19 protein-coding genes and 2 rRNA genes (1 of these 21 cut by a window edge) are annotated in these 23,591 nt (G+C 47.3%); 3 read left to right on the top strand and 18 right to left on the bottom strand.

Annotated features, from left to right (window positions below):
* Positions 1–209: 209 nt before the first annotated feature.
* The 4 genes from DC20_RS22430 to gndA form a co-directional block, all read right to left on the bottom strand.
* On the bottom strand, positions 210–533 hold the full coding sequence (locus DC20_RS22430; protein ID WP_071885483.1) for a TM2 domain-containing protein: 324 nt from the start codon (positions 531–533) through the stop codon (positions 210–212).
* A gap of 531 nt (positions 534–1,064) precedes the next feature.
* A complete protein-coding gene (gene pgl, locus DC20_RS15800) occupies positions 1,065–1,793 on the bottom strand; it encodes a 6-phosphogluconolactonase (RefSeq protein WP_062544712.1) in 729 nt (242 codons plus the stop codon).
* 24 nt (positions 1,794–1,817) lie between these two features.
* Positions 1,818–3,326: a glucose-6-phosphate dehydrogenase gene (zwf, locus tag DC20_RS15795; RefSeq protein ID WP_062544711.1), complete on the bottom strand. Its 1,509-nt coding sequence runs from the start codon at positions 3,324–3,326 to the stop codon at positions 1,818–1,820.
* A 99-nt stretch (positions 3,327–3,425) separates the two neighbouring features.
* A complete protein-coding gene (gene gndA / locus DC20_RS15790; RefSeq protein ID WP_218918714.1) occupies positions 3,426–4,844 on the bottom strand; it encodes an NADP-dependent phosphogluconate dehydrogenase in 1,419 nt (472 codons plus the stop codon).
* Between the two features lie 242 nt (positions 4,845–5,086).
* On the opposite strand from gndA, the gene DC20_RS15785 reads away from it, so the two are divergent.
* Positions 5,087–5,785 (top strand): SOS response-associated peptidase, encoded by a 699-nt coding sequence (locus DC20_RS15785; protein ID WP_062544710.1) that lies wholly within the window; start codon positions 5,087–5,089, stop codon positions 5,783–5,785.
* Positions 5,786–5,941: 156 nt separating this feature from the next.
* Here the strand turns inward: DC20_RS15785 and DC20_RS15780 are convergent, their stop codons facing one another.
* Complete coding sequence (locus DC20_RS15780) at positions 5,942–6,277, bottom strand: SH3 domain-containing protein (RefSeq protein ID WP_157593186.1); 336 nt, start codon at positions 6,275–6,277, stop codon at positions 5,942–5,944.
* Positions 6,278–6,849: 572 nt separating this feature from the next.
* Positions 6,850–7,725, bottom strand: a complete 876-nt coding sequence (locus tag DC20_RS15775; RefSeq protein ID WP_157593185.1) for a helix-turn-helix transcriptional regulator — start codon at positions 7,723–7,725, stop codon at positions 6,850–6,852.
* Between the two features lie 263 nt (positions 7,726–7,988).
* Between DC20_RS15775 and DC20_RS15770 the strand changes: the two genes are divergently transcribed.
* A complete protein-coding gene (locus DC20_RS15770) occupies positions 7,989–8,600 on the top strand; it encodes a TlpA disulfide reductase family protein (RefSeq protein ID WP_062544707.1) in 612 nt (203 codons plus the stop codon).
* A gap of 5 nt (positions 8,601–8,605) precedes the next feature.
* Here DC20_RS15770 and DC20_RS15765 read toward each other — a convergent pair whose 3' ends face one another.
* From DC20_RS15765 to DC20_RS15745, 5 genes are all read right to left on the bottom strand, one after another.
* Positions 8,606–9,286 (bottom strand): LytR/AlgR family response regulator transcription factor, encoded by a 681-nt coding sequence (locus DC20_RS15765; RefSeq protein ID WP_062544706.1) that lies wholly within the window; start codon positions 9,284–9,286, stop codon positions 8,606–8,608.
* 28 nt (positions 9,287–9,314) lie between these two features.
* The gene (locus DC20_RS15760; RefSeq protein WP_062544705.1) at positions 9,315–10,823 is read right to left on the bottom strand and encodes a sensor histidine kinase; all 1,509 of its coding nucleotides are present in this window, start codon (positions 10,821–10,823) and stop codon (positions 9,315–9,317) included.
* 152 nt (positions 10,824–10,975) lie between these two features.
* The gene (locus DC20_RS15755; protein WP_062544704.1) at positions 10,976–12,493 is read right to left on the bottom strand and encodes a serine hydrolase domain-containing protein; all 1,518 of its coding nucleotides are present in this window, start codon (positions 12,491–12,493) and stop codon (positions 10,976–10,978) included.
* 249 nt (positions 12,494–12,742) lie between these two features.
* Complete coding sequence (locus tag DC20_RS15750; protein ID WP_062544703.1) at positions 12,743–13,828, bottom strand: FUSC family protein; 1,086 nt, start codon at positions 13,826–13,828, stop codon at positions 12,743–12,745.
* 79 nt (positions 13,829–13,907) lie between these two features.
* Positions 13,908–14,549 carry a hypothetical protein gene (locus tag DC20_RS15745; protein WP_157593184.1) on the bottom strand — a complete coding sequence of 214 codons (642 nt, stop codon included), beginning with the start codon at positions 14,547–14,549 and terminating at the stop codon, positions 13,908–13,910.
* Between the two features lie 253 nt (positions 14,550–14,802).
* Between DC20_RS15745 and DC20_RS15740 the strand changes: the two genes are divergently transcribed.
* A complete protein-coding gene (locus DC20_RS15740) occupies positions 14,803–16,065 on the top strand; it encodes a PQQ-dependent sugar dehydrogenase (protein WP_062544701.1) in 1,263 nt (420 codons plus the stop codon).
* A gap of 415 nt (positions 16,066–16,480) precedes the next feature.
* On the opposite strand, the gene DC20_RS15735 is transcribed toward DC20_RS15740, so the two are convergent.
* The 7 genes from DC20_RS15735 to DC20_RS15700 form a co-directional block, all read right to left on the bottom strand.
* A complete protein-coding gene (locus tag DC20_RS15735) occupies positions 16,481–17,383 on the bottom strand; it encodes a DUF5777 family beta-barrel protein (protein WP_062544700.1) in 903 nt (300 codons plus the stop codon).
* A complete protein-coding gene (locus tag DC20_RS15730; protein WP_062544699.1) occupies positions 17,380–17,949 on the bottom strand; it encodes a YceI family protein in 570 nt (189 codons plus the stop codon). The genes DC20_RS15735 and DC20_RS15730 overlap by 4 nt, the downstream gene beginning before the upstream one ends.
* Before the next feature lie 15 nt (positions 17,950–17,964).
* Positions 17,965–18,354 carry a hypothetical protein gene (locus DC20_RS15725; RefSeq protein WP_157593183.1) on the bottom strand — a complete coding sequence of 130 codons (390 nt, stop codon included), beginning with the start codon at positions 18,352–18,354 and terminating at the stop codon, positions 17,965–17,967.
* Between the two features lie 78 nt (positions 18,355–18,432).
* The gene (locus DC20_RS15720; protein WP_062544697.1) at positions 18,433–18,897 is read right to left on the bottom strand and encodes a CHRD domain-containing protein; all 465 of its coding nucleotides are present in this window, start codon (positions 18,895–18,897) and stop codon (positions 18,433–18,435) included.
* Positions 18,898–19,768: 871 nt separating this feature from the next.
* Complete coding sequence (locus DC20_RS15715; protein WP_062544696.1) at positions 19,769–20,065, bottom strand: hypothetical protein; 297 nt, start codon at positions 20,063–20,065, stop codon at positions 19,769–19,771.
* 875 nt (positions 20,066–20,940) lie between these two features.
* Positions 20,941–21,052, bottom strand: a 5S ribosomal RNA gene (rrf, locus tag DC20_RS15705).
* A 105-nt stretch (positions 21,053–21,157) separates the two neighbouring features.
* Positions 21,158–23,591, bottom strand: a 23S ribosomal RNA gene (locus DC20_RS15700); it runs 455 nt beyond the window's last position.

The raw sequence follows: 23,591 nt of genomic DNA, 5'->3' as shown, positions 1-23,591 counted from the left end.
ATTTCTAGCAATTTTGATTCTGAAAACCTGCTTTCATTATTCTCCATTCTTTTAGCTTTCACAGGTAGCTAAGCGACAAAAAGAAAGCCCTGAGTAACAGATGTTACTCAGGGCTTTCTTTTTTTAGGGATGGGGCTACTCTAATAAGACTAAGACAAGCTTAGAGTTTTATAAAAATTTTCCTAAAAGGGGATAAAAACAATTCACCATTAATGCACTTGTAATAGTTGTTCCTCCAAATTCAACTCTGAAGTAGTGGCTGTTTTTCCTCTACGACTTACAGGCATACTGTGTGGCTTACGGTATTTCTCACAAAACTCTCCAGGGTTGTACTTCAAATTGAAATCATCTTCTGACTGGGTTACTAACAAGATAAACTCCACAAATCCTACTACAGCTGGGATAAGGGTCCAGAAGAAGGCCAGATACAAAAGTCCTCTTTTTTTATTTTCCAGATAAAAATGGTGAGCCCCTAATCCTCCCAGTAAGAAAGAAAGAATAGTGGCGGTTGTTTTACTCTTAAGAACAATCACGTTATTATAAAATATTTGGTTTAATACAGGATTTAAAGATTTTAGTTAAATAAATAGATTATATATTTAAAATACAAGAAAAACTTAAAAAAATTGATAACCTTTTTAATTTATAACCATTTTAATAATTAGCAAATTTAACATCAATTATAGGTTTCTTGAAAATGGATTTATTAAAAGGATTATTCTTAACAATAAAACCCTGATAACCAATGCTTAACAAAGGCATCATGCAAGATTGGAATGGACATCTACCCTATTGATTCAGTAAACCAAACAAGAAACTTATCTTGGTTTTAGAGATATTCAAAGAGAGCGAGTTTTAAGAACTCATGAAGCATTTTGCTGCAGCCCAACCTGATTACGGAATAATAAAGGTGGTTTTAAGGTGTTTTCAGAAAAGAAGCCCTAAAGCCTGAACAACATCAGGCTTTAGGGCTTTAAAAACTTACCTCCAAAATTCACTTGTAATGAAGACGAGCAGGCTTAAAAGAAGGGTCAACAGAAAGGGTACTATTATTACGGTATTCCTTAGCCCTTCTGAGACAATTTGCTAGCTGCTGCCTCATCCACCAGCCAAATGGTTTCCCCGTGCACAGGCTGTACCAGTTGAGAGGGATATTGGGTTGGGTTCTGCTCACCCTCCAGTACCTCATACAAGGCCTTGGCTTTCTTTTCGCCGTAGGTCATGAACACGATCTTTTTGGCTTGGGTCAGGCACGGCGCCGTTAACGTGATGCGGTACATAGATTGTGGCTCCAGGTAATAGGCTTGCACACACCGCTCCGTTTCTTGTAGCACTGAAGTACCTGGAAATAGGGAGGCGGTGTGGCCATCATCGCCCATGCCCAGTAAGATCAGGTCAAACTGCGGGGTGGCACCTCCGAAGTGGTTTAGGAGCCGTTTTTCATAAATCAAGGCAAAATCCTCCGGCGACTCTTCCCCCCACATAGGAAAGATATGGCTCTTGGAAATGGGTACGTGGTGCAGCAGGGTTTCAAACGCCATTTTAGCGTTGCTGCGGTCGTCGGTGAGTTTTACCCAACGCTCGTCTCCCCAGAAAATGAACGTGTGCTCCCAAGGCACCATATCGCGGTACAGGGGCTGGGCAAGTAGTTTGTACAACTGCTCCGGCGAAGAGCCGCCCGTAAGAGCTACGGTAAACCGGCCGTTTTCCTGCACCGCCTCTTGGGCAGTCTGCACAAATATTTCCGCTGCGGCTCTGCTCAGTTGGGCAGTAGAATTGAATACCTTGATCATGGCACCTCTTTTGGTTTATCTCTTTTAGCCGTGGTAGTAATTGGTGACCGCCCAGGTATGTCCATCCCGTGCAATCAGTGCCTCGGCGTTTTCAGGCCCCCACATGCCGGCTGGATAGTTGGGAAATTCCAGAGAGGGGCGCGACTCCCACGTTTCCAGGATGGGCGTAACCACCTCCCAGGCGGCTTCTACCTGATCAGAACGCATAAACAAGGTAGCATCTCCCTGCAAAGCATCTAACAACAAGGTCTCGTACGCTTCCGGTGATTGGGTGGAGCAGTTATCGTAGTCAAACACCATCTCGGCAGGAGTTAAGTCCATCTCCAGACCAGAACGCTTAGCGGTAAACCGAAGCCGGATGTCCATCTGAGGTTGTATATTTATGGTCAGGCGGTTGGGCAACAGATTTTCAGACATGGTGCTGGAGAAGGTGGAGTGCGGCACCGGCCTGAATTGTACCGTAATGTTGGAGGATTTCTCCTGCATGCGCTTGCCGGTGCGCAGGTAAAACGGAACACCCTGCCACCGCCAGTTGTCCAGGTAGAATTTCACGGCCGCGTAAGTCTCAGTATTGGATTCAGGGTTCACCCCTTCCTCCTCCCTGTAGCCCGGTACTTTCTTGCCTTGTTGCCACCCCGGACCATACTGGCCCCTCACAGCGTTGCGAGTTACTTGTTCATGGGTTAACGGACGGATGGCCCGCAACACATCGGCTTTGCGGTTACGTATTTCCTCTGCTTCAAAAGACACAGGCGGCTCCATGGCCACCATACACAAAAGTTGCAGCAGGTGGTTCTGGATCATATCGCGCAGGGCACCAGCCCCTTCATAGTACCCACCCCGGTCCTCTACTCCTACCTGCTCGGCCACGCTGATTTGCACGTAGTCTATGTAATTACGGTTCCAGAGTGGTTCAAACAAAGCATTGGCAAACCTGAAGGCCAGAATGTTCTGCACCGTTTCTTTGCCCAGGTAATGGTCAATCCTGAAGATCTGGCTTTCCTGGAAATGCTGCGTTAGCAGTTTGTTCAGGCTGCGGGCAGTTTCCAGGTCCTTCCCGAAAGGCTTCTCCACAATGATATGGTCGCGTTCCACATCGCTGGCGATTCTGGCATTGTGCAGGTTCACCGTCACTGCTTCAATGAACTGCGGAGCCACCGATAAGTAGAACAATCGGTTTGCGCGAAGCCCCCAAGCCTTGTCCAGGGAGTCCAGTTTTTCGGCTAGTTTTTGATATGCCGCCGGATCATTGATGTCAGACTTCAGGTAGGTAATGTTCTCGTGAAACGACTCCCACTTCTCTTTTACGGGAGTACCCGTACGGGAGAACTCCGTTAAGCCCTCGTACAGGTGGGTCCGGTAATTAGGATCGCTGAACTCTGAACGGCCCAACCCTATGATGGCGAACTGCTCAGACAGCCACCCTGCCAGGTACAGGTTGTAGAAAGCAGGCAACAATTTGCGTTTCGTTAAATCGCCGGTTCCCCCAAAGATCACCACAATGGTAGGAGTTGCTTTTTTAACTGATTTCATAAGTAGAATATGGTAGTAACAGCTGCTTCTGAGAACTTGATGCTATTTGCTTGCCTCAGAAGCAGCCATCTAAACTAATGTTGAAAATAAGCAGGGTTCCTAATCCCAGTCGGTATGGAAAATACCCGGCTGGTCAATACGCTCATAGGTGTGCGCCCCAAAGTAATCGCGTTGCGCCTGAATCAGGTTGGTAGGCAAGGTTTCACTGCGGTACGCATCAAAATACGCTAGCGCAGTCATCATGGCGGGTACCGGAATGCCCCTTTCAATGGCTAGCTTCACAATGGTGCGCATGTCTTCCTGCCGGTTCAGCAACTCCTGGCCAATAATGGGGTCTAGCAACAAATTAGGCAAGGCGGGATTAACTGCGAAGGCTTTTCTAATATCTTCCAGGCAAGCTGCTCTGATGATACAGCCGCCTCGCCAGATTTTAGCTACTTCTTGTAATTCCAATTCATATTGGTAGGTATCTGAGGCAACGCGCAACTGCACCAGACCTTGGGCATACGTCACGAGCATGGCAAAATAGAAGGCGTTGCGGAGTTTGTTTTCCAATTCGTGCCATTCTGCATTTGCTTCAGAACTGGTGGGCTTAATGGCTAAACTCTGGGCCGCTAAAACGCGCTCTTCTTTGTAAGCTGACATGTCACGCATGGTCACCGCAATGTCTACGGTTGGCAGTGGCACCTGCAGGTCCATGGCGTTTTGTGAGGTCCACTTGCCGGTTCCTTTTTGACGGGCCCGGTCTGAGATGAGGTTCACCAAAGGCTGCCCGGTTACGTCATCGGTCTTTTTCAGAATTTGGCCCGTAATCTCCACCAGGAACGACTGCACTTCGCTTCCGTTCCATTCTTCAAACATGTGCTGGATTTCCTCATGGGAGTTACCCACCCCACGCTTCAACAAATCATAGGTTTCAGCAATGAGCTGCATGATGCCGTATTCAATGCCGTTGTGCACCATCTTGACGTAGTTCCCCGCCGATCCGTTGCCCAGGTAAGAAACGCAGGGCTCGCCATCAACTTTGGCAGCTACCGCTTCAAAAACCGGACGTAAGCGTTCATAGGCCTGACGGTCACCGCCCGGCATCATGCTGGGACCGTAACGCGCGCCTTTCTCACCACCCGAAATGCCCATCCCGAAGAAATGGAGGTTTTTCTCCTGCAATTCAAGAATACGCCGGTTGGTATCTGGGAAATAGGAGTTGCCTCCGTCAATGACAATGTCGCCGGGCTCCAGATAAGGAAGCAGATTGGTGATGGCCGCGTCAACAGCTTTACCAGCCGGCACCAACAGCATCAACGCCCTGGGCTTCTGCAAGGAATCCACGAACTCCTGTATGGAGGTAGTGCCTTTTATTGGTTTTCCAGATTCAGCCTCGGCCTCTAAGGCGGCGGCTTTTACTGGGTCCAAATCCAACCCCACCACCGAGAAGCCATGGTCTGCAATGTTCAAAAGTAAATTCCGGCCCATCACTCCCAACCCTACCATTCCAAAATCATATTCCATATTGGTCATATTCGTTTTTGACTTAGATACGAGAGATACACTTAAAACCCTTAAACTTACCTTTAATTCTCTAAAAGCAAACAATTACCCTTAAATTGATGGCTTGTTGGAATCAAATTGGCACGTATAAGAGGGTGGATGGAGACTAAAAAGCAGAGCGGTTTGCTTAAAGAAAGCACCTGATTTAAACCTCTTTTGCCTAAAACAGCCCTGAAACGAAAGCAAGCTTAACCTGTCAAAACAGAAATTCTATGTGTGGACGCTATACAGTTATCCCGAAGAAAAAAGCAAAAGAAACGCAGTCTTCCAGCACAGTAGCCGCAATACTGGAGAAGTATCAGAAAGAGCCGCGCTTCAACGCCGCCCCTTCCCAGCTTTTGCCAGTGGTAACCAGTGAGGCGCCAGAGGAAGTGCAGTTTTTCTCCTGGGGATTGCTACCCAGCTGGGCGAAAGAAAAGGAACACGGACTACGGCCCATCAATGCCCGCACCGAGACCATTATGGAGAAGAGCAGCTTCAAACGTCTGCTATCAGGCAAGCGATGCCTGGTACCCGCCGACAGCTTTTACGAATGGAAACGGGTAGGGAAAGACAAAACCCCGTACCGCATTCTCATGAAGGAGGAACAGATGTTCACCTTTGCCGGTTTGTGGGACCAATGGGTAGACAAGGAAACCGGCGAGATCCTGAATACCTTCACCGTGATCACCACCGAACCAAACGAGCTCATGGCTTCTATCCATAACCGCATGCCCGCTATCCTGCATCTGGAGGAAGAACGCGTCTGGCTCTCCAACACCGATGATGTGGCTAGGCTGGTGGAACTCCTGCGCCCCTACCCCGCCGAGGAAATGAAGGCTTATCCGGTTTCTGCTTTGGTCAACTCACCTAAGAATGATGTTCCCTCGGTGCTGGAACCCGTCTCTGAACAGGGCAACTTGTTTGCATAGGTTTTATAAAAATTGGCCTCAAAGCTCAGAGAAGCAGAATAATTAATTCTCACCTCTATGAAGCCGTTCCAGGTCTATTAGTGGAAGTTTCTCTAAACCCTGACAACAGAAAAGCACGCTTATAGCGTGCTTTTCTGTTGTCAGGGTTTGTACTGTTTACTTACGTTTCTTCTGCAGGGCAATTGCCGGTTGAGTTGGAGTTGGGACTGCACGGTTGGTAATTTCACCATATAAGACATACCCTGCCTTATCGCCTACTGTAACTACCGCCCAGTGATTATTGTGCTTGCGCAGGAACAACACCTCATCAGAGGTTTTAAGGCTGGTAAGTATTTCTGATGAGGTAGCTGCCTGACGATACATTTTCACGTCATCAGTGATAACCTGAGCTTCAATGCATTTCCTTTTATGGTCAGCACTTCCCTTTTTTGTTTGGGCAAACCCCACAACTGGCAAAGTAATGAGCAGGATTATGATTAATAAATTTTTCATGATTTCATAAGTAATGGTAAGCTGCTTTAGAGAGTCCTTCATACTTCGGTCTTATTAAATGACCCGAGACATTGTCTGGCACCGTCAAGTGCCACAGGATGATGAGGATGTTGATTGAATTTGGTTAACCAGATAAATTAACTAAGTGCAAAAAACCTTTACTTGTTTAATCTATCAATAACGAAAGAGGTAACAACCAGCTAACTTAAGAAGCTGGGAAGAGGAGGTAAATGGATTGTAGGATGTCGGGTAACTTCTAAATGGCAAGGAAAGGGTTATTTTACCGTAGGGTGGAATTTGTGGATTCCCTGTCTCTGTGCAGGGATTGAAGTACAGGATACAGTCTGACTGCGTTCTTACTTCCTTCTACTTTAAGCTTTTCAATCTATTATCTGGATAAGATTCTGCTATGTGCACGAAACTGTAGATGTCTATTTGTTTTCTATTCTGCCTTTCCAAACCTCAATGGCCACCGCTCCAGTCCGCTTTTCCATGAGTCTATTCCTGTTCCGATTCAATTCAAAGATACAAGGTCACCTACCCCGTAAATAGTAAAATAACGACAATTTTTGTTAATTTTCTACTCTATTTAAGTAGAGTTCATTTGAAAGAGGAGTCTCTTTCAGGAAATGCGAAGGACTTTCTCCTGCAAATTTCCTGAAGTCTTTTATCAGATGCATTTGGTCAAAATAACCGCAATCCTGAGCTATAGTAGTCCACTCCTTTTTGGGATTTATCAACTTGCTAAGCAGCGCATGATTGAACCTGACTACGCAGCAAAACAACTTGGGCGACATTCCCACTTGTTCGGTGAATTTTCGCTCAAAATTACGTTTGCTCATGTTCGTTTCAGACGCTAACCTGTCAATGGGCAACATTCTGGCTTCTTTCAGAATCAAATTAGCGGCTGCGGCAATTCCATCTTTGTAGTCAATGTGCCGCTGGAGCTTCAGGTAGTGTATTAAGAAAGGATCTGTGATCGCGGCCATTTCCTTTAACGTTTGAACAGAACACAACTGCTCATACAACTCCTCTACCCGCTTTTCTAAAACGTCTTCGGTGTTGAAGACATAATTGGTGAACTCACTCCCCGGATGCCGGAAAAGCTTTGTAAAGCCTGCTGGACGGAAGATAATCTCAAAAAAGGCATAGGAGCCCTTAAACGTCATCTTTCCGTTGGCTTGAGTGCCTAATCCTACTACTCCGCCATAGCTTCCGCCTTTCAGGAACTGGCCGGTTCTGGGGTTGTCTAAGGAAACCGGCTTGTCTTTGAAGAAGAAGGGCATACTCATTTCATGAGAGGCATGCCATGGCTTGATGAGAGAGGCTCCATCAGTCTCAAATTCGCGGTAGGTGTAGCAGCGAACAAATGGGGCTAATACCGGAGCGGGTGCAACTTCTGAAGTAGTAATCATTTTCCATGCGGAGAAATCAGGTATCTTTCTCAATCGCTCACAGCTCTATTTTTCCAGATTCATGCAGGAAAATACACTATGCAGGTGGGGCTTCTCTACGCAACTAGTTCCTCAATGTGCTTTACATAATGCTTTATTAACGAACCCATAGAAGCATTGTTTCTGATTATCTGGGTATTTTGCTGTCTGAGCAGTTTAAGCCAAGTGTTCAGGTAAGAGAAAAAGACGGGTAGTATAGTTAACTTACTTTAGCGGCTGCTTTAAGAAAACAACGGGTAAACCAAGTCAAAATTAATATGAAGAATACAACCTTCCCTTTCCGGAAGATACCAGGCTGGGCAATCATGCTCCTCCTCTTTGGTGGATTGTATGCCACCGGCCTTCACACTGAGGTAATTGGGCAAATGCAGCGCCTTTTACTAGCCACCGGACTCAAGAAAGCCGAAGTACCCACAACCGGAAAAAATGCGGCTGCTCTTGCTTCTGCTAGCAGCACTTATAAGGCAGGAACCGGTTTCCAGATGACCACCCTTAACGGCAGCCCTATTGCTTTTGAAAGCCTCCACGGCAAAGTAATTTTCCTGAATATCTGGGCTACCTGGTGTCCTCCCTGCGTGGCCGAGATGCCCAACATCCAACGGCTTTATGAGAAAGTAGGGTCAGACAAAATTGCGTTTGTCATGCTTTCAGTTGACCGAGGAGGCATACCTAAAGTAAAGAAGTACATTCAGAAGAAAGGCTATACCTTTCCCGTTTACTTAGCCTCTAGACCAATTCCTGAGGAATTCTACAGCCCTTCCATCCCCACCACCTTTATCATTTCTCCAGAGGGTAAAATCGTTACCAAACATGAGGGGCTGCAAGATTATGACACCCCTGATATGCGCAATTTTTTGTTAAACCTTTAGCTAAGTTACTTATGAAGCAACGCGGTCAGGTTCTGCCGATACGCTTCACTGATAGGAATGTGCTTGTTCTGGATGGTGACCTGATGCCTTTCCATTTTGTCAATCTTATGCACCGCAACGTAATACGACCGGTGAACCCGCACAAATTTGTCAGTAGGCAGTAAGTTGATGGCTTCAATGAAAGTGCTCCGCGAAAGGATGTTCTTGTCTTTCAAGGCAAAGGTGACATAGTTGCCAGTAGCTTCTAAGTACAGAATTTCTTCAAACGACACCTTCAGTTGCTCATAGCCGGTTTTGATGTAAATGTGGTCCTGAGTTTCTGGCGAGTTTCTGTAATTATAGAGCTCAAATGCCTTGTTGCACCCTTTGATGAAACGGGCCAGCGAGAAAGGCTTTAACAGGTAATCTACCGCATCCATCTCAAAACTGGTGGCGGCGTGCTCCATGTACGCCGTGGTAAAGATCAGCAGCGGCTTCTTGCTTAAGGAACAATAAAAGTCCAGGCCTGAGATGTCCGGCATTTTGATGTCCAGGAAAAGCAGATCCACGCTTTCTTTTTGCAGGTATTCCAGCGCCTTGAACGCATCGGTAAACTCCGCCTTCAAATCCAGGAACGGGACCTTGGAGGCGTGTGACCTTATGATTTCTAAGGCAATGGGTTCATCGTCAATGGCAATGGCTTTCATACAGACGGAGCAGTAAGCTTTGGTAGACCTAAGATACTTTTAATGTAAGGTGGATAAAAAATTCTTTTCCGGTTTCCCTGATGATCAGGTCATGTTTCCCCGGATACAATAGCTGCAGGCGCTGTTTTACGTTGTTCAGGCCTATCCCGCTTTTAAACTTCTCCGGATCATTGCCCTGCTTTACGTGCTTGCTGTTGTGCACATCAAAATACAGGGTTTTGTCTTTCACTTCCAGCGTGATGTTGATGTTGGAAGGCTCCCGTAAGCTGATGCCGTGTTTAAAGGCATTTTCCACAAAAGGGATCAATAACATTGGCGAGATTTGGATAGTGTTGGGCGTACACTCAATAGAAGACTCAATCTTCACAATAGGATTAGGATCTGTCCGCAGCTTCTGAAAACTGATGTAATTGTTCAGGTACTCTATCTCACGGGCCAGCGGAATCTTTTCCTGCATGTTTTCCTGCAGCATGAACCGCATCATGTCTCCCAGTTTCTCAATTCCTTCACTGGTGCGCTCCGCATTTTCCTGGATGGCCGTGCCATAAATAGTGTTGAGGGCGTTAAATAAGAAGTGCGGGTTTATCTGTGAGCGCAGAAAGTCAAAATTTGCGTTAGACTGCCCCAGCTCTTTCTTCAGCACATGAATCTCCTCGTTCCCGCGCATTTGCCGCTTATACAAAACCCAGGAAAGTGGCATGGTGATTAGGAGTTGAAAAGCCGTGTTAAACATGGACAATCCCGCCGCATAATCCCCGTCTCTGGCAATCAGCAGGGCAATTACCCCAACTGGTATCACCGCAAGCGCCAACACCAGAACCGTCCACAGCAGGTAGGTCCGGAAGGGGTTCTTTTTAGGTATACTTATTGGAAGCAGCTTATAAAAGGAATAGCAAAAGAATGCTATCCCAAACGGAATGATGATGGCCCAACCTATCAAAATCTCTCCTTCCGCATCGGCCAGCATCAAGAGAAACATACTGATCATCCAGAGCACAAAGGCAATCAAAGCATCGCGGGTTATGATTTTGTATTTAGCCTGGATCACTTCTGAATGGGACAGCAGGTACAGGCCCGCAAACTTCACTACGGAGTACACCCCAAACATCAATGCTAGCCAGAAGGCATAGAAAAAGCTGTCTTTAAACAACATGGTATACACCTCATCTTCCGTGGCATACCTGGCGAACAGGTAGTTTTTGGCGTAGGTATAGGTGATCCCAAACACCAGCCCCACGGCCAGGTAAATCATGACTGTGAAAATGATGTTTTGTGCCAGATTCTCTTTTTTGATCAGGTTGGGTACTATGTAAAAGTTAAGGGCCAGGAACCCCAGAAAAAGGGTGGTGTATTGAAAAAAGAGTGGGAAAAAGTAGTCTGAGTAGTAATAGAATGGTGTATTCGCTTCTTTAAACAATTCTCTTAGTAGCGAAGGATCAGTTGTGTTCAGGAAAAACACCGCAAAAACAAATATGGTGGTCACTGCCCAAAACTCAATCTTTTTCAGATACTGCGGATTATTGATGAGGTCTTTCATTCTGGTAGATTATTAAACAATGATAAGATTTAGGCCCGTTAGAAAACAAAAAATGTGACGAATGGTTAAGTATATGGGATGGACAGGAAGGAGTACTCAGGTGGTTTAAGCCCTTGTAAGTTTTAAAGAAAGCTACCCATGGGGGATTTAACCTAAGACTTTCGGGTAGCCGGAGTCACCTCCCAAGGTCCCTCTTTGATTTTCAACCTGTCTACCCTGCCGTTCTCCATGCTGAAGATCAGACGCATGGTATCATTCACTTCAGGAATGAACACGTGCTGCCCCTGGTACAGCAGCCTAAAAGGCTTGCCTCCGGTCATTTGGCCTTTCAGTTGCCCGTTTTCATAAAACACCCGCAATTCTCTGGATTTTGTGGGAGTAGATTGGAAGGTATAGGTTCCGGTGTAGGGCTCCAGGTCTTGTTGGGCCAGCGGCAGGTTCAGCACTTTCTCGTTAAGTGCAGAGCGGGCCAGCACCTTTTCCATTTCGGCAGCTTTCTCCCGTCCACTCCCTGAGTTGGTAAGAATAGCAATGGTAACCCCGGCTTCTGGGTAGTGGGCCAGATACGCTCCAAAACCCGGCCGAGTGCCGCCATGGTATACCTTGCGGTGACTGCCCAGTTCCGCCAAATAAAGCCCGAATCCGTACCCTACCGTATCACCGTTAGAGAGCACCGTAGGTGAGGTCATCTGCTGCAAGGATTCCTTGGAGACTACTTTCCCGCTGTGCAGCAAATGCGTCCACTTCACCAGATCACCCACGGTAGACCCAATTGCCCCGGCCGCAAACCCTGCCTGTGGACTGGTGTAAGGAGCATTCATGAGTTTGCCTCCATAAAACTCATAGCCTGCAGCCCGGTTGAGAATGATGCGGTGGTCATCGGCGAAGAGGGTTTCGCCCAGTTCCAGGGGCTGGAGCAGTTCCTGTTCAAGGTAGGCGGCGTAAGGCATTCCGGTTATTTTCTGGATGATGTGCCCCAGCAGGTAATAGCCCAGGTTATTGTACTGGAATTGCTGCCCCGGCTTGAAATTGAATGGCAACTTCCCGAACCGATCAATCATTTCCTCAAGAGAAAGGTCCAGCTTAAACCATTGTTTGTTTCCGCCATTTAAAGCAGTCTGCAGAGTAAGGCTGGAGGATTGGTTACTTATGCCAGAAGTGTGGTTCAGTAAATTCCTGATGGTGATGTGGTGCCCTTGCGTAGGGTAATCAGGCAGAAACCTGGTGATGGAATCATCCAGCGAGATTTTGCCGGCCTCTACCAAACGCATGACCAGAGCCGCCGTAAACTGTTTGGTGACTGACCTTATTTTGTACACCGTATGGGAGCAGGCAGGCATCCCCAATTCAAGATTCGCTTCGCCATAGCCTTTTGAGAACACCACCTCTCCTTCTTTGGCGACCGCCATGCTTATGCCGGGTATCTCTCCTGCCTTCAGGTAAACCTGCGCCAGGGAATCAGCTAAGATCGAAATTCGGCTTGCATCAAGAGTCGGTACCTGGGTTTTCCCTCCGGAAAGTAAAGGCCCATTTTGGTTGAGACGGGCCTTGGGCGTACAACCCACCCAAGCTAATAATCCCAGTAAAAGAAAGAGAGAAATGCCTCTGAGGAGTCGCTCCTTCATTGGAGGCTGCTCAGGAAACGATGCTGTTTTGCTGTAAGTTTTCATGCTAGTTTTTGTTAAACACCTGGTAAACCCGTCTGATTATGGACAAGGATAAGCAGTGCTTTTTGCGACAAAAACTAAATGTGACGGAAGCGGCAATAGCTGTGACAGATACCTCTCTTCTGCCCTAATAAGTAGGGCTACTTTCTAAAAATGAGGTTTATCTTTAAATATGAAGATTGACCAGAAAAGGTATTTACGTTGCCTTTTCAGGAAAACAGGCTCAAAACAGCTGTACAACTTGTTATGGGTTTATGAGGTGGCAACACTTTCTGCAGCCAGTTTCTGGGGTTGGGTTTCCGAGGCAATTCGCCCCAGATCAGTGAGGATGCTCCCAATGTCTCTTATGGTAGCTAGCGAACCAATACTGTTGAGGCTGTCCAGACAATGTGCCTGCTCTACTTGGGCCTGCTGAATGGCTTGAGTTAAACTATGAAGGTTTTCCTCTGAAACGTTTATAGACGCTAACCCAAAGGCAGTGATGGCATCAGCCGTGGTTTCCATGGCTACCTTGAGTTTCTGAAGATAGGTTTGCTCCGTTGTTAGGTGCTGGTTTAGCTGAATATCGGCTAGGCTTCTCCTGATACCCCTTACCTGGATGGTGATGCTTTCCAACTGTTCCATGGTATAGGCCAGCCGGCTCAACCTGGTTCTTTTGTGCGTCAGCAGTGGATTGTACTTTAAGCTTTGCTCGGCTAAACTAAAGGTCTTACGGCATTGGTTGGCTTCTTTGATGAGGGCATCCACCTCAGAACGGCCGGTTTTACGGGTAGGTCCCAGATCATCCAGAACTGCAGCCAAGCTTTTGAGAGTGGCCGCGGAGAGTTGGCTGTAAGACAGAATGCCTAGCTCTACGTCTGGCAGGGCGTTACGGGGAACAATTAAGGCGTTGATTAGCACCGCTATGCCGGAGCCCAGCACCGTTTCAATGATTCGCTCAAAAGCGTAACCTTCTTTGGTCTGCCCAAAGGCAAGCACCAAAAGCGAGCTAATGGCTACTTGCGAAATGATCTGGGGGTTCATCTTGAGGGCTTTAGCCAAGCCCATTCCAATCAGAATAATAAAGAAGATGGAGACCGCCCCAATCTGGAACCAGTGGCCCAGCAACATACTCACCAGCACTCCGCCAATTATGCCAATGATGCGCTGGGTGGCTTTATCCACTGAATCTGCTACGGTGACCTGCACCGTGATAATGGCTGCCACAGCAGCAAAATAAGGGTATTCAGACTGCAGCAAACTGGAAGCGACAAACCAGGACAAAGCAGCCGCGAAAGCAGTCTTAGCAATTTGCAGGGTGAGCCCCAGCTTTTCCAGAAGATGTATTATTCTCTCCACTAGCTTAGCTTACTTCACCGGCAGGCTTTAGGTTGGCTTGGGTTAATGATCTACTTACCAGGAGGAAAGTACTTTACCTTCAGCGATGCCTCCTGTACCCCACCCCAAACAAGGTATGGAAGGCAATGTTTGGAACAGTGACGGAGCCGCCCCCGGCTAAGGGCATCTTAGCCCAGGCTGCAGTCAGCTTTGCTTCTGGTCTGAAAAACCAATGTTCTGCGACACCGAGCTTGGGTCCTACTGCAGCCTGCAGGCAAACCCCTGAGATTTGGTATCCGCCCCCAAGCAGGCTTTTCACCGGGTTGATGGCCTTCCCCCTGATGCGACCTTCGGGGTGCCCGATCACCAGCCCTAGTCCCAGCCTGAAAAGTGAAGGAGCCTGCGTAAAAGGGACAGTTCTGCTTACCATGGCCAGGTTATACCCGTGAGACACTTCAAAATGCTCCACCTCAGAAGTAGGGTTCTGCAGGTAAACTTTGTGATGGACCAGTTCGGCGGTCCATTGGTTATACCCCACCCGGTACGCATAATAAGGAGACCCCGTGAAGGGTTTGGTTTTGTAGCGCGCTCTGAATTTGATGGTAGGCTCCCCCGGCTGCTCTATTTTCAGGGGCAAAGGCAAACTCCATGAAGTACCGGCAAAGACCTCAGCCGTTACTCCTTGGCCCGAGGCTGTAAGATTGGTGCTAACAATAATCAGGAGGCAGAGGGTCCACCCCATAAAAATCCCTTTCTTAAAATAAGCCACCATTTCTGAAAAGTTGAAGCTGCACACCTGGAAAACCTCCACCTGAGGCTTGAACAAATTCTATTAAGAATTCATGAAGGTAACGATCCTGATGCTCAAAGGATTGGAAACAAACTAAAATCAGGAAAACAAAGTAAAAACACGTAATGCTGTTGCTGTTTCCTAACTTTTAGAGATGTAGCCGGTTCTTACCCTATATGAGTCTCCCTCTATAACTATTTACTCTATGCGTACTTCCCTCACCCTTCTGCATTCTTTTGTGTTTGTGGCTTTGATGGCCTCCAGTTGTAGTAATAAAGAAACCGCTCAGGAGGACCCGTCCCAAAACCCTGCTCCTACGGGTCCTAACAACTGCACTCCCCTGGAAACCAGAACCGCTAACGCCCCTGACCAGAAACCTGCCTTTGCTGGGCAGACCCGGGCCTGTGGTATCACAACTAGCGCTAAACTGAACGTGACGGTGCTGGCTAGGGGATTAGAAAAGCCTTGGGCAGTAGAGCCTTTGCCAGATGGTTCGCTGCTGGTGACAGAAAAGCCTGGCCGTTTGTTGATTGTATCTTCTACTGGTGACAAAGGACAGCCCATCACGGGCTTACCCGCGGTAGATGCCCGAGGCCAGGGAGGGTTACTGGATGTGGCCTTAAGTCCGAACTTCGCTTCTGACCGAACCATCTTCTGGAGTTTCTCTGAACCCCGTACAGGCGGGAATGGTACCAGCGTGGCCCGCGGAGTACTTTCAGCTGACCGTAGAAGCCTGGAACAGGTTAGAGTTATCTTTAGAGCGTTGCCCACCTATAACGGCACTTTGCATTATGGATCCCGTTTGGCGTTTGGACCCGATAATATGCTGTATGTTACTTTAGGCGAACGCTCTGACCTGGAGATCAGGCCGCAGGCGCAGCAGATGAACAGCCACATGGGTAAGATCGTTCGGATTACCACAGATGGAGCACCGGCTCCCGGAAATCCCTTCACTGGTCAGGCCGGAACCTTACCCGAAATCTGGTCAGTGGGGCACCGGAACGTACAAGCCGCTGCGTTTGATCCTGCGGGTAAGTTATGGGTAGTGGAAATGGGTCCTCGGGGAGGCGATGAGTTAAACCTAATTGAAAAAGGCAAAAATTACGGCTGGCCTCTGGTGACTTACGGCGTAGAGTACTCGGGGAGCCCTGTCCCAAATTCAGTAACAGCTAAAGAGGGCTTTGAACAACCTGTATACTACTGGGACCCGGTGATTGCCCCGTCTGGCGCGCAGTTTTACACCGGTACCGCTTTTCCGGAGTGGCAAGGAAATCTTTTTGTGGGTGGCATGAAAGACCAGCGCCTGGTGCGCCTGAAGATTGAAAACGGCAAGGTAACCGGAGAAGAGCACCTGTTGAAAGAACGTGGCCAGCGCATCAGAGACGTTCGGCAAGGACCAGATGGAGCGCTTTATATTGTAACCGATCAATCTAACGGAGAACTCTGGAAAATTACCCCTCAACAATAGTTTTTCCATTTAGGGCTATTCTCATTTTAAAGGGTAGAGTACTATGTTTCTGTCCTGGCTTTTAAGCCCTCTTTGTACAAAGAGGGCTTAAAAGCCAGGATTTTTCATACCTCCCCCATTCAAAAGTTTACATGTCCCACTTTCGCTTATATGCGACTAGCGTCTGTTTCTACTTTCTTATTGGTAGGTTTTCACTTTTGGAGATTCCTTCCTTATTATGAGAACTATCTCCTTAGGAGTAAGTATTTACAGCAGACACAAATATACTTTACATAATTTTACAGCCATTGACATGCTTCATTTTTAAACCTAATAATATAAGTAGCTTAAAAATGAAGCATACTCTGCGTTAATGTTATCCCACAAAAAAAGCCCCCGAAAATCGAGGGCTTTTTTCATTGTTCCACCTTACGTATTACCATTCACGCCGGTCCTTGCCAAGGTTGAATACCCGTGACACGTTAAACCCGAAATAAATGTCACCAGTAGACCAGCCGCCCGTGTTTCTGGGAATGAAGAACTTCTCAATCATTCCCTGTGAGTTGGTCAGCATCAGCTGGAAGACGTGGCCTCCGGTTTCAATGTCTACCCCCAAGGATAAACTGTTTTTGAAATCATCGGCAGTTTCGCCGGGCAAAAGGTAGAAGTACTCGGCGTTGAAGGAGGTGCGCTTGGTAATTTTAAATCTCCCGCCTGCCCCCACAGCATACACATCGGTTTCTCCTAAACCGGTCTCAACCAGGTTGCGGTGTACCACAGTGGGTGCTACTTGCAGGGACAGCCTTTCGGAAAATTTTCTGGCCACCAGCAATTGATGGCTGTAAGTTAACCTATGGGCAAATTCAAAGTTTTTCTCCTGATCTGCCCAATCCATTGTTTTTACTGCTACACTGGTGAAAGCGGTCACAGTAACCGGAGAGCCTGTGTTTTTTTGCTGCAGTACTTTGTATTTCAGATATCCGTCATACGTTTTTTCTAGAGAGCTTCTTCCCAGCCCCACTGTAAACCTGTTGGTTATCCCGTATTCCAAAGCCAGCCTTATAGTGGCCTGATCAAGCCCCCAAAAGTTGTACGCACCACTGTTGAGAGTGCCAAACCTATGGGAAATGAGAAACAGTAGTGAACCTGCTCCGTTCGTTTCCACGGTGTGACCATTAATCAGGCGGGTGGCTTTAAAGGTGGCAGAAACTGCTTCGTTCGTGACGCTGTCATTGGCTTCGGCTAACTTCAGCAGGTCAGTATCCGTTTGCGCAAGAGCATCTGTTTTTGCCCCAACATAGAGAAAAACCATCAAAAACAGAATCTTCCAGGTTCTCATAGGCTCTTCTCTACGTAAGGGACATACACTACATTCACGGTTATGTCAATGCGCTTGGCAATGTGGTCTTTCACCAGAAACGGAATTTCAATGTTAAACTCCTGCGGTGTCACTGAGAAAGTAGACTTCCCTATCAGCTGTTTTCCTTTCACCTCCAAGGTTCCATCTGTTCTGACAGGTCTATCAACTCCATGGATGGTCAGCACTCCTTCAATCAACACTTTGTAGAGTTGGTCCTGAGTTAGGTTGACGTTCTGCAGGTTAATTATCCTCCCCTTGAAAGAAGCTTTGGGGTATTTGTCTGACTCCACGTAGTTCTCATTGAAGTGTTCCTGCATGAGCGACTTCTTAAATTGAAAAGCCTTCATAGGAACCGAAAAAGCCATTTCTCCTGACTTCACGTCCAAAAAAGAAACCACCTGTTTGTTGCTGGCCTCTATGTCTTCCAGAGGTGCTTTAGAGAAAAAGGAGATGTAGCCAGTCTTGGTATAAAACCTTGACTGCCCCGCTACCAGTCCCAACCCAAGCCACAAAACTATTCCCAGCACAAGTAAGCCTTGTTTCATAAAAGTGGTCTTTGGTTAGTTATTGGGAGCGCCTGCATCTACCCATTTCTTGATTTTTGCAATGTTGCAGTCAGAAAGTTTTGCCCCACCCAGTGGCATAGGCTTGAATCCTGCAGCATGGGTGATCACCCCCATCAGTTTTCCGTTATCAGCCACAGCTTTTACCCGAGTATGAGTATCCAGAGCCACTCCTCCTTGTGCCAAGGATGAACTATGACAGGACAGACAGTTAGAGCTAATGATGCTTGATACTGTGCTTGAATAGGTGACTGCATTGGTATCGCACTGTTGCTGCTGCGGATTGTTGGTGGGAGTAATCTCCTCCTCTTTATCATCTTTACAGCCCGAAACCACAGAGACAGAAAAGATGGATACTGTCAAAAAGAACCATATGCTATTTTTCATAAGATATACTGTTAAAGAATGATAAAGAGGAGATGTGCCATCACAAGGGTTTAGATAGTTTAAGAGGAACCACCTATTTTATTGACGTTCCACTTGCGCCCGAATCTCTCCAGCTGGGAATTGCGCGCTGTGGATGTTCACATACCACAAACCTGCCAAAAGATCTGCTTCCTGTGCATCAGTCAAGGCAGGAGTTTGGCTATTGATAGGACTTGTGTAAGGAGCAGTTCCAATTGGAATGACTACTGGCCCACTAACTCCCTTAGCTCCTTTATGGAAATGCATAGCGGTGACATTGACCCCTGAGAAGGTGATGGTGTAGGACAGGATATTTGTGTCCTGGTTGTAAGAGCCTGTAAAAGTACCAGTAGCTGTAGAAGTATTTGCGGGCACTTCTTCAGACCCTCTAATAATTGCATTTTTAAAGTTGATGATGTTTGTTGGTTGATCACCATCATCATCGCTGCTGCAACTGGTTATCACAAATGACAGGGCAACAAAAAGGCCAAGGGCCAAACGTGTTAAAATTTGATTTGTTTTCATAAGGTTTGAGGTTAGGTGTAAGGTTAGATTTTGAAAAGAGTAAAAGTAATGGCATTCCACCCAGCACAAATGAAGCGTGCTGTCATTGATGAGCAACTAGATTCATTTATGGTTTAAGCTTGAGTGTATATCCTGCCGTGAAAAACACTCCTGCACTAGTTAATTTCACTTTACCTGCTCATATTCATAAATAAGGTATTTTCACAAACGGCTCAACACCTACTGAAAAAGCCGGTTAAATGGTTCAGGTATAAACCAAAGACACATTTTGCACCTTGAACCAGTGACGGTTTTTGTTGTCTACTTCGTAGTAGTAACCATAATAGCCTCCATACCCTGAGCTGTACTTTATATTCAGCATCACATACCTGGAAATACCCGCCTGCAGCGCTACCGAATTTTTCCAGCTTCTATCACTTGGTATCTTAGGTATAGTGGAATATCCAGCACCTTACAAGCCGCCTCAATGTTGAAGTAGAAGCAATTCCACTCCCGAAATCGTATTTCTCAGAATCAGCACTATATTTCTTATATGCCCACACTACTCCGGTGACAAAACTCAATCTTCTGGTAAGTGGCACTCCAATTGGAATACCTGCATTCTCACTTACCCCTTCTGGATCTTTATATTTAACAGTAGTCAAAGCCGGGACTACTGCCAATCTATTTGTACAAAACTTAAAAACTAGGGTCTCTCTTCAGAATTCAATCGAGTGTCTTGAGTAGTTGAGTCCTTTGAAAGGAAACTAGTTGAAACCTCAAGTATTTTAGTAGAATCTGTCTGTGAAACCATTGAAACTGACTAAAAAGAATCTATGTACGAAATAGCTTCATCTATGGCTTTCTTAGGTTCTGAAATAATTTCGTTTTTTTATTCTGCTGCTGCTGCTGCCCCTAATTTGCCATGATACTTTTTTGAAATATCATCTCCAGCTTCATTTTCCTTAGTAGTTCTGAAGGGGGTTTTAGCAAAATTAGCTTCTACTCGCAACGAAGGTGTTTTGAAAAGGAACTTATCTTTTTGTATTCCTCTCCTTCTATTTACTCCTACACTTTTCTCAACTTTTTCAGGAAAGTATTCTTGTTCCCCTATTCTATTGACTGCAGACCCATTTATCTCAGGTTCAAGAGCATCATTGTCTACAGTAGAACTAGTGTATCTCGGCACATTAGGCTTAGGAGTAACATTGATTCCAATTTCTTGCCTATTCTTCTGATTTTATCATTGTTTTTGTTGCTCCTCTGTTGCAGCGATAATTTCTTAGTCTACCTTGTTAGGTTGCTTTGAGTATATGTAATGGGGGAAATAGAATTTAAAGTTACGAAGCCAAGAATGCAGAAATTAGGAAAGAATCTTCTGAACCAACTATGGCGCTCAAGCACCATCTCCAACTTCTGGTCCATAGCAGTCCATGCCTCTTGAACAAAAGGTAGATCGAAGTTATCTGCCGATGCCTTAAACAGACGATCAAGCTCTTCGTCAGATATATTGCTCCAGTTCATCAACTCTGTTTTACTTAAAATTTCTCCCAGATTTGCAGAGCCTTGGAGAGGATAGATTTAGAAGTACCAAAAGATATTCCTAGCAACACAGCTACTTCTTAATGGGTGTAACCATCTATCACATAAAGGTTGAACACTGGTTTAGAAGCGGGGGAAAGTTGCTGAATAAGACTGATGAGGTATTCATAGTTAAGCTTACTTTCCACATCTGGCCCAATTTACTACAGAGTGAACAGATTCCAAATCGGATGTAAAAGGGACTGAAGACAAAAAGGGGAGCTACTTCAATTATGAAGTAGCTCCCCTTTTTATTGTTAATTTTTCCTTAATCTGAACTTAAAAAGACTTTACAGTCCCACGCATTCTTTATGAAAGGAGAAATAAAACGTTGGAATAGGAATTAGCTACCCCACTAATGATTAAAAAAATATACAAAGTAGCCTTCCATCCCACCATATTTCACCTTATTTCCCCCATCTCACATACCTGTAAACGCGAACAGCCCACCGTCTCTTCTAGAGGGGTGGGCTGTTTAGGTGGGGTTGGCGGCTACCTACTCTCCCGCGTGTGACCGCAGTACCATCGGCTCGGCGGGGCTTAACTTCTCTGTTCGGAATGGGAAGAGGTGGACACCCGCGACATAGCCACCATTATTTTCCGTTTCTCCTCCCTTTCGGGGGCGAGTGTCAATGATGTCGGGGGGTGCTTTGATATACTTGGGAAAAGAGAGAACACCAGGGTACGCGCCTTTTTGGTGGCGGGAAAGTTCTCGGGCAATTAGTACGGCTCGGCTATGCCATTTCTGGCTTTACACCTGCCGCCTATCGACGTGGTCGTCTCCCACGGCCCTTAAAGGGATTTCTCATCTTGGGGTGAGTTTCGCACTTAGATGCTTTCAGCGCTTATCTCATCCGAGCGTAGCTACCCTGCGCTGCGGCTGGCGCCACAACAGGTCCACCAGAGGCTCGTCCATCCCGGTCCTCTCGTACTAAGGACAGGTCCCCTCAAAAATCCAACGCCCACTACAGATAGGGACCGAACTGTCTCACGACGTTCTGAACCCAGCTCGCGTGCCACTTTAATCGGCGAACAGCCGAACCCTTGGGACCTTCTCCAGCCCCAGGACGTGACGAGCCGACATCGAGGTGCCAAACCTCCCCGTCGATATGAGCTCTTGGGGGAGATCAGCCTGTTATCCCCGGCGTACCTTTTATCCTTTGAGCGATGGCCCTTCCATGCGGAACCACCGGATCACTATATCCGCCTTTCGGCCCTGCTCGGCTTGTGGGCCTCACAGTCAAGCACCCTTCTGCTATTGCGCTCTGCGCACGGTTACCAAGCGTGCTGAGGGTACCTTTGAAAGCCTCCGTTACTCTTTTGGAGGCGACCACCCCAGTCAAACTACCCACCAAACAATGTCTCCCCTCCGGGATTAGGCCCCGGATAACTCAAGGGTGGTATTTCAACGCTGCCTAACCGACGCCTGGCGACGCCGGATCACAGGCTCCCACCTATCCTACACATGAGTTACCCAGAGTCAATGTTAAGCTATAGTAAAGGTGCACGGGGTCTTTCCGTCCCGTAGCGGGTACTCGGCATCTTCACCGAGACTACAATTTCACCGAGCTCACGGCTGAGACAGCGCCCAGATCGTTACACCATTCGTGCAGGTCGGAACTTACCCGACAAGGAATTTCGCTACCTTAGGACCGTTATAGTTACGGCCGCCGTTTACCGGGGCTTCGATTCAATGCTTCGCCTTGCGGCTGACATCCCCTCTTAACCTTCCGGCACCGGGCAGGTGTCAGGCCATATACCTCATCTTTCGATTTCGCATAGCCATGTGTTTTTGTTAAACAGTCGCCTGGGCCTCTTCACTGCGGCTTCTCCATCGCTGGAGGAAGCGCCCCTTCTCCCGAAGTTACAGGGCCATTTTGCCGAGTTCCTTGGCCGTGATTCACTCGAGCACCTTAGGATTCTCTCCTCGACTACCTGTGTCGGATTGCGGTACGGGTAGCGTGACCGTGAACGCTTAGCGGGTTTTCTTGGGAGCGGGATTAGGGCCACTATCCCCTCGCCCGGGGGCTTGGGGTACTATCGGGTTTCGTCAGGTCTAGCGTGCTTAACTACTAGTCCTATAACTACACCCTTCAACCTGGTATTCCGTCACCAGGCGGGCCTTTCACTTCTCCGTCACCGCATCGCTGGGTCACGCTAGTACTGGAATATTAACCAGTTGTCCATCGACCTTAGCCTTCGCATCGGCCTTAGGACCCGACTAACCCTGATCCGATTAGCGTTGATCAGGAAACCTTAGTCTTTCGGTGTGCGGGTTTCTCGCCCGCATTATCGTTACTTATGCCTACATTTGCTTTTCCCGACGCTCCAGCGCCCATTGCCAGGCGCCTTCATAGCAGGCGGGAATGCTCCCCTACCACAGAATTAATTCTATCCATAGCTTCGGTATCACGCTTGATGCCCGATTATTATCGATGCCCTGTCGCTCGACCAGTGAGCTGTTACGCACTCTTTAAATGAATGGCTGCTTCCAAGCCAACATCCTGGCTGTCTAAGCAACTGAACCTCCTTTGTTCAACTTAGCGTAAATTTAGGGACCTTAGCTGATGGTCTGGGTTCTTTCCCTCTCGGCCTGGGACCTTAGCACCCCAAGCCTCACTGCCGAGTATGTCACGTGGCATTCGGAGTTCGTCAGGATTCGGTAGGATTTGACTCCCCCTAGTCCTATCGGTAGCTCTACCTCCACGAGACTCAACCTCGACGCTGCCCCTAAAGGCATTTCGGGGAGTACGAGCTATTTCTCAGTTTGATTGGCCTTTCACCCCTACCCTCAGGTCATCCAAATCCTTTTCAACGGAAACTGGTTCGGACCTCCATTGCGTGTTACCGCAACTTCATCCTGCCCAAGGGTAGATCACAAAGTTTCGCGTCTACCCCCCCTGACTGTGCGCCCTGTTCAGACTCGCTTTCGCTGCGGCTCCGTATCTCCAGATACTTAACCTTGCCAGGGAGGAGTAACTCGTAGGCTCATTATGCAAAAGGCACGCCGTCACCCCACAAAAGGGCTCCGACCGCTTGTAGGCGCATGGTTTCAGGTTCTATTTCACTCCTTTATTCAAGGTTCTTTTCACCTTTCCCTCACGGTACTGGTTCACTATCGGTCTCTCAGGAGT

It is taken from the genome of Rufibacter tibetensis, from assembly GCF_001310085.1.
In the GTDB taxonomy this organism is placed as follows: domain Bacteria; phylum Bacteroidota; class Bacteroidia; order Cytophagales; family Hymenobacteraceae; genus Nibribacter; species Nibribacter tibetensis.
The sequence above is the reverse complement of the archived record's forward strand: the minus strand, read 5'-3'. Positions and strand labels throughout refer to the sequence as shown.